This is a genomic window from Thermus scotoductus DSM 8553 (genome assembly GCF_000381045.1).
In the GTDB taxonomy this organism is placed as follows: domain Bacteria; phylum Deinococcota; class Deinococci; order Deinococcales; family Thermaceae; genus Thermus; species Thermus scotoductus.
Genome location: NZ_KB905788.1, coordinates 1 through 5,395, shown reverse-complemented (window position 1 = coordinate 5,395; position 5,395 = coordinate 1). Strand labels below are relative to the sequence as shown.

Sequence of the window (5,395 nt, the reverse complement as noted above, 5' to 3'; positions counted from 1 at the left end):
TAGCGGCCAGGTAGCCCTTGGCCAGGTCCTGGCCCTGCAGCAGGAGAAAGATGGCCAGGGCCAGGAGTTCAGCCAAGGTGGCTTTCTGGTGCCTTTGCTTTCTGGGGAGCTTGAACCCTTGGGCCTGAAGGGCCTTGAGCTCGTCGTCCACCCAGATGTAGATGGCCACGAGGAGGGTTTCTGCGTCAAGATAGTAGAGGGGGTGCTCTCGGTTTGGAAGCATAGCACCCCCTCTTTTTTCACATCCCAGGGGTTGGGGTCAAGTAGCACACGAAGGGATTTTGCAGACGGAGGTTCTATCCATACGGGATCTTTCGCTAAAAACTGGCCTTTCGCAAACGGCCTTGAGGAATATCCTGGCTGACCTCGAGGACCAGGGTATCGTGGCGAAAGTCGCTACGGACTACCGGGCCATTTCCTCAGAAATGCCCGATCTTTCCCGTTACGAGCCTATTCGGGAACAAAACAGGCGAGACCTGGAGGAGATGGTCCGCTATGTGGAAACTAGCTTGTGCAGGATGGAGCATATCTGCCATTACCTGGGGGACCCAACTGCTTCCTCCTGCGGGGTGTGCGATAACTGCACACCGCGGAACTGGCCGCCAGTGAGTGAGGATGTTTTGGCTTCTGCCAGGGCTTTTGTCAGTCACCCTAGGATTCACCTTAAATCCAAACTGAAAGGGACTAAGGTTTACCAGGATGCTCGGGCCTTGAGCTACTATAATGGGACGCGCGTAGGGGAAACCATTTCCCACCACAAGTACGAGACCCGCCAACCCTTTCCCGAGTGGTTGGTTGACGAAGGAGCTCAGGTCGTCAAGAAATACTGGGGTGATGTTGCGTTTGCCGGCGTGGTGGCCGTACCTTCCACAAAGAGTGGGGATTTGGTGAGGGACCTAGCGGAAAGATTGGCCAGCAAGCTGGGACTTAGCTTCTTGGATGTGCTGGTCAAGATCAGGCACACGCGTCCGCAGAAAGAACTTACAAACCGCGCTCAGAAACGGCAGAACCTTCAGAAGGCGTTTGCTGTTAAGGCCCCTTTAAGGGGTACGCTATTGGTTGTGGACGACGTGGCCGACTCGGGTGTCACCTTTGAGGAAGTGGGAAAGGTGCTGAAGGGAGCAGGAGCGGAGCACTTGTACGCCTTGGCCCTTGCCAAAACGCGGCATTCGGACGACTTATGAACCCGCTTTACTGGATGCTTCTTGCTCATAGCCCGCTCAAGCCTCAGGAGCGCTTAGAAGTCATTAAGCATGCCAAGAAAACATCGGGCTCCCTGGAAGCTTTTGTTGAGCAGGACCTTCCCAATCTGGAGGGGGAACTTGCCCTTAAGCTGCGGGATGCCTTAGCACAAGCTTCCACCATAGCGCTTTTGCTAGAGGAACTGCGGAGTCAGGGTATCCAGGTTCTGGCCGTGACCGACCCTTCTTACCCTCGCCTCCTCAAAGACAGCCTCAAAGGCAAGACGCCCTTGGTTTTGTACGTGCTTGGGGAGCCCAAGGTTCTTGGCCTGGCCTCCGGTCTGAGTCTAGCGATCATCGGGTCTCGCCAAGCTTCTGCGGAGGCTCTCAAATGGGCACGAAGGGCCGGCGCCCACTTTGGACTGGAGGGCTACACCGTGGTAACAGGGATGGCTAGGGGCATAGACCTGGAGGCGGTAGAGGGCGCTTTGGAAGCGGGAGGTCGTGTCGTGGGGGTGCTCCCTTATGGCTTGCTCATGAGTAAGGAAGTTCGCCCTTTAGTTAAGAGGTACCAGGAGTACATCTTTGGCGGGAGGCTGACTCTCGTTTCCGATCTTTTTCCTAAAGCGCAGTGGAAGGCTGCTTGGGCCATGGCAAGAAATCGTATTGTGGTGGGACTTGCCCATGGCATCTTGGTAGTGGAAAGCGGCCTTAAGGAAACTGGAGGCAAGAACGGAAAAAAGCGGCTGAGCGGCACCTGGAACGCAGTAGAGAGAGCCAAAGAGCTGGGGAAGCCTGTGTTTGTTCTGAACCTTCCTGCGCCTGGTAATCGGAGCCTTGTTGAGGAAGGGCTTGGTTTGGCTGTGGCCTTGAAGGAGCCTTGGGAGACTTTCGCCTTTATAGAGGATGAGCTTTATGCCCGGACCCAGGGAAGTCATGCAGGGGAGGTCCCTGGGAGCGGTGTTGAAGGCGGTAAGGGCGAGGGTCAAAAAGGCTCCGTAGTGCAACCAAAGCTATTTGATTAGCTTGACCCATTCCTAGTTCTGGCCCCTTAGAAGTCGGAGGAGGGCATGGGGGAGATGGTCCTCAAAGAAGAAGAAAAGGTCCTCTTGGCCCGGGAGCGTTATCTGTCGGCCTTTTCCGAGGAGCAGCGGGGGATAGCGGGAGGGCTTTTGTTTGAAGCCTATAGACAGCTGATTAAGGAGCGAGGGCCGCAGATCAAAGTCATTCCCCCCGACAGCCTTCTGGTAAAGGCCAGACAGATGGCTCAGGAGGCTTTAGAGGACCCATCGCGTGAACAGGTTTTTAAGAAGGCGGCTCGGCGCTTTCTGGAGCTACCCCGGGAGGTGCTGGACGCAGGACTGGCTTGGGTCCTCTCCTGGGTTCACCTGCCACAGGAGTCCCGCAATCGCCTGCGGCGGCGCATAATAGTGAAAGAGAAGAGGCCGTGGCTGGATAAACCGAAAAAAGCGGGCTTTGAGAGGATCCTTCAGGCAGCTTACCAGGAGTTGGTCTCTGAGGGTAGCGAGCCCCAAAACGTTGAGACCCTATTGCAGCGCGCTAAGCTGATAGCAGCCGAACGAGACCAAAAGCAGTTCATCCTAGCGGCTCAGGCTCAGGACTCTGACCTTCTCATTCCCTTGGCGGAGTGGGTTTTGGCCCAGAACCGGAGGGCGAGGCTGGCTCCGGTCTCGCCCCCACCGACCAAAGCGGAGGCCAGGAGCCTGAAGCCCACCCCTGAGCCAGAAGCCGTTAAGCGTTACCCCGAGGAAGGGCCAAGACTTGAGGTGAAGCCCACCCCTGAGCAAGGGGAAGCCGTTAAGCGCTACCTCGAGGGCCAAGACTTGAAGCTGGTGGCCGTGGCGGGAAGCGGGAAGACCACCACTTTGCGCTTTATGGCCGAGGCCGAGCGAAAGAAAAAGGTGCTTTACCTGGCCTTCAACCGCGCGATCAAAGAGGAGGGCGAAAGGGTATTCCCTGAGAACACCGCGGTGCGGACCCTCCACGGCTTTGCCCACAGCCAGGTGGTCAACCGGGACTACCAGAAAAAGCTGGACAAGGGCAAGGATAACCTGCCTCCTAGGGCCATCGCCGAGGTCTTAGAGTTGCCCCGGGAAAGGTATCTCTTGGCCTATGTGATTCGCGACACCTTGAATGCCTTTTTGACTTCTGCAGCGGATACGCCAACGCTGGCCCACCTCCCCGCAAGCTACCGCCTTCTCCGGGAACAGAAGAAGGGCTGGGACCTCGAGGCCGAGTACGTCCTCAAAAGCGTCCGGCTCTTATGGAAGTTGATGCAAGACTCCCACGATCCTTTCCCCTTAACCCACGACGGTTACGTGAAAATGTGGTCCCAAGGGAACCCCGTCATCCGCGGGTATGACGCCGTCCTGGTAGATGAGGCCCAGGACTTATCCCCGGTTTTTCTCAATGTCCTCGAGGCCCACCGGGGCAAGCTTCAGCGGGTCTACGTGGGCGACCCGAGGCAGCAGATTTACGCTTGGCGCGGTGCGGTGAACGCCATGGCCCGTCTGGATGCTCCCGAGGCCTGGCTTACCTGGAGCTTTCGCTTTGGTCTGGAGTTGGCCGAGGCGGTGCGGGCGTACTTTGACTACCTTGGAGATCCTCTACCCGTGACGGGTAAGGCGCCCTGGTCCACACAGATCTCCATGGAGGCTCCGGAAGAACCCTTCACGGTGCTAGCCAGAACCAACGCTGGGGTGGTGGAGGCCGTGGCCCAACTGGCCTTGGGGCGCTCTGATAAGAAGGTTCACGTGGTGGGCGGAGTGGAGGAGCTGGCACGCCTTCTCCTGGACGCAGACGATCTGAAGCACGGGCGGCCCCGTTCTTCGCCCCATCCCGAGCTTTCCATGGTCTGGACCTGGGAAGAGTTGGAGATGCTGGCCCAGGAGCTCCACCACCCCACGGCCAAGACGCTCCTCCGCCTCGCTCAGCGGTACGATTTGGCAAAACTGGCCTCCGCGCTTCGTGGGGTGCATGTAGACGAAGAAGGCGCCGCCACCTATATCCTTTCTACCGCTCACAAGGCCAAGGGGCGGGAGTGGGATAAGGTCTTCCTCTGGGATGATTACCTGGAGGTTTGGGAGCCCAAGGTGCGCCAGACTTACCAGGAGAAGGGGGATGAGGAGGAGCTGAGGGAGGCGGAGAACCTCCTTTATGTGGCCATGACCAGGGCCCGTAAGTACCTGCGGGTGATGCCTTCGCTTCTCAAGGTGCTCCGCCGGGAGCTTCCCCCTCTAAGGGAGACCCAAGCCCCTGAGGGCGGCAAAGGAGGTGGGCAGGTCATTGAGGTAAAGGTTGTTCAAGAAGAGCCCGTAACCCTAGAGCCTCAGGGCCGGGGGATTCTGGGGTTGGCCGCTTTCCTGGCCAAGATTGCCTCGGACCCTAGGATTCCAGAAGGGAGTCTTCCACCTCTTCGTAGTCGGAGAGGATGTCCTCCAGTTCCCTGGGCGTGAGGTCCTGGGGATCCAGGATGTAGCGGAGCTGCTTGCGGTTCAGGCCGTAGAGGCGGGCGTAGTAGGCATCCAGCTCCGCCCGAAGGAGGGCCCTTCGCTCCTCGTCCCACAGGAAGGGCGGGAAGGGATAGGGGGTCTCTACCCACTCGGGGGGCGCGTCCGGGTGGAGCCTGGCCCCGGCCACCCAGGCCCGGATGGCCTCCCTTAGCCCCTCGTCCGCCTCTTCCCACACGTCTTGGGCCAGGGGAGCCAGGTCCCAGGCGGTGTAGGCGAGCTCCAGGACCCGGGGGACGATGAAGCGGAGGTCTTTCGGGGTGTATCTGTCGGGGGGGAGGATGGGGAGTTGCTTGGTGACGTGAAACTTGAGGTGTGTTCCTCCGATTTTCTGGCGGGTTACGAAGTCAAAGGGCAAAGAGTTGAGGTTGGCGAGGAGGGTGAGGATTCTTGGGGCAGAAGCCTCGGGTAGCATCTGCAGGAAGGTATCGCCTGCGCCCACGCGGGGATAGAAGGACGCCTATGTACACGTCAAAACCTCCATAGGGCATAACCCCAAGGGACTTCCGCGCCTTCCTCCCCCTGCACCCCAGAGGGCAAGCGCCCAAAGGGTGAGCAGGTCCAGCCCCGCCCGGAAGAGGCTCTGTCCCAGCCTCCCGTGCTTCTTGGGCCTCACCGGACGCACCCGGTGCAGCACAAGCCCCGTCCGAAACGCCCACACGAAGGCCAGGCTCAAGGGGACCA

At 59.0% G+C, this 5,395-nt stretch carries 4 protein-coding genes and 2 pseudogenes; 3 read left to right on the top strand and 3 right to left on the bottom strand.

Annotated features, from left to right (window positions below):
• Positions 1-223, bottom strand: a pseudogene (locus F604_RS0111290) (transposase); the annotation flags it as partial.
• 58 nt (positions 224-281) lie between these two features.
• Between F604_RS0111290 and F604_RS0111285 the strand changes: the two are divergent.
• From F604_RS0111285 to F604_RS12455, 3 genes are read left to right on the top strand one after another with little or no spacing between them, the layout of a single operon-like run.
• Entirely contained in the window at positions 282-1,184 is a 903-nt protein-coding gene (locus tag F604_RS0111285) for a RecQ family zinc-binding domain-containing protein (protein WP_019551734.1), read from the top strand.
• Complete coding sequence (locus tag F604_RS12460; RefSeq protein WP_020700633.1) at positions 1,181-2,206, top strand: DNA-processing protein DprA; 1,026 nt, start codon at positions 1,181-1,183, stop codon at positions 2,204-2,206. Before F604_RS0111285 ends, F604_RS12460 begins: the two co-directional genes overlap by 4 nt.
• A 45-nt stretch (positions 2,207-2,251) precedes the next feature.
• Positions 2,252-4,657, top strand: coding sequence for a UvrD-helicase domain-containing protein (locus tag F604_RS12455; protein ID WP_019551732.1), 2,406 nt, complete (start codon positions 2,252-2,254; stop codon positions 4,655-4,657).
• On the opposite strand, the gene F604_RS0111270 is transcribed toward F604_RS12455, so the two are convergent.
• Together F604_RS0111270 and F604_RS12280 are read right to left on the bottom strand one after the other, a co-directional pair.
• Positions 4,587-5,153 carry a hypothetical protein gene (locus F604_RS0111270; protein WP_019551731.1) on the bottom strand — a complete coding sequence of 189 codons (567 nt, stop codon included), beginning with the start codon at positions 5,151-5,153 and terminating at the stop codon, positions 4,587-4,589. The genes F604_RS12455 and F604_RS0111270 overlap by 71 nt on opposite strands.
• Before the next feature lie 18 nt (positions 5,154-5,171).
• Positions 5,172-5,395, bottom strand: a pseudogene (locus F604_RS12280) (IS4 family transposase); the annotation flags it as partial.

What these genes read in the sequence shown, in the direction of transcription:
- F604_RS12460 (WP_020700633.1), top strand. Translation starts at nt 1,181, where the DNA reads ATGAACCCGCTTTACTGGATGCTTCTTGCTCATAGCCCGCTCAAGCCT.
- F604_RS12455 (WP_019551732.1), top strand. Translation starts at nt 2,252, where the DNA reads ATGGGGGAGATGGTCCTCAAAGAAGAAGAAAAGGTCCTCTTGGCCCGG.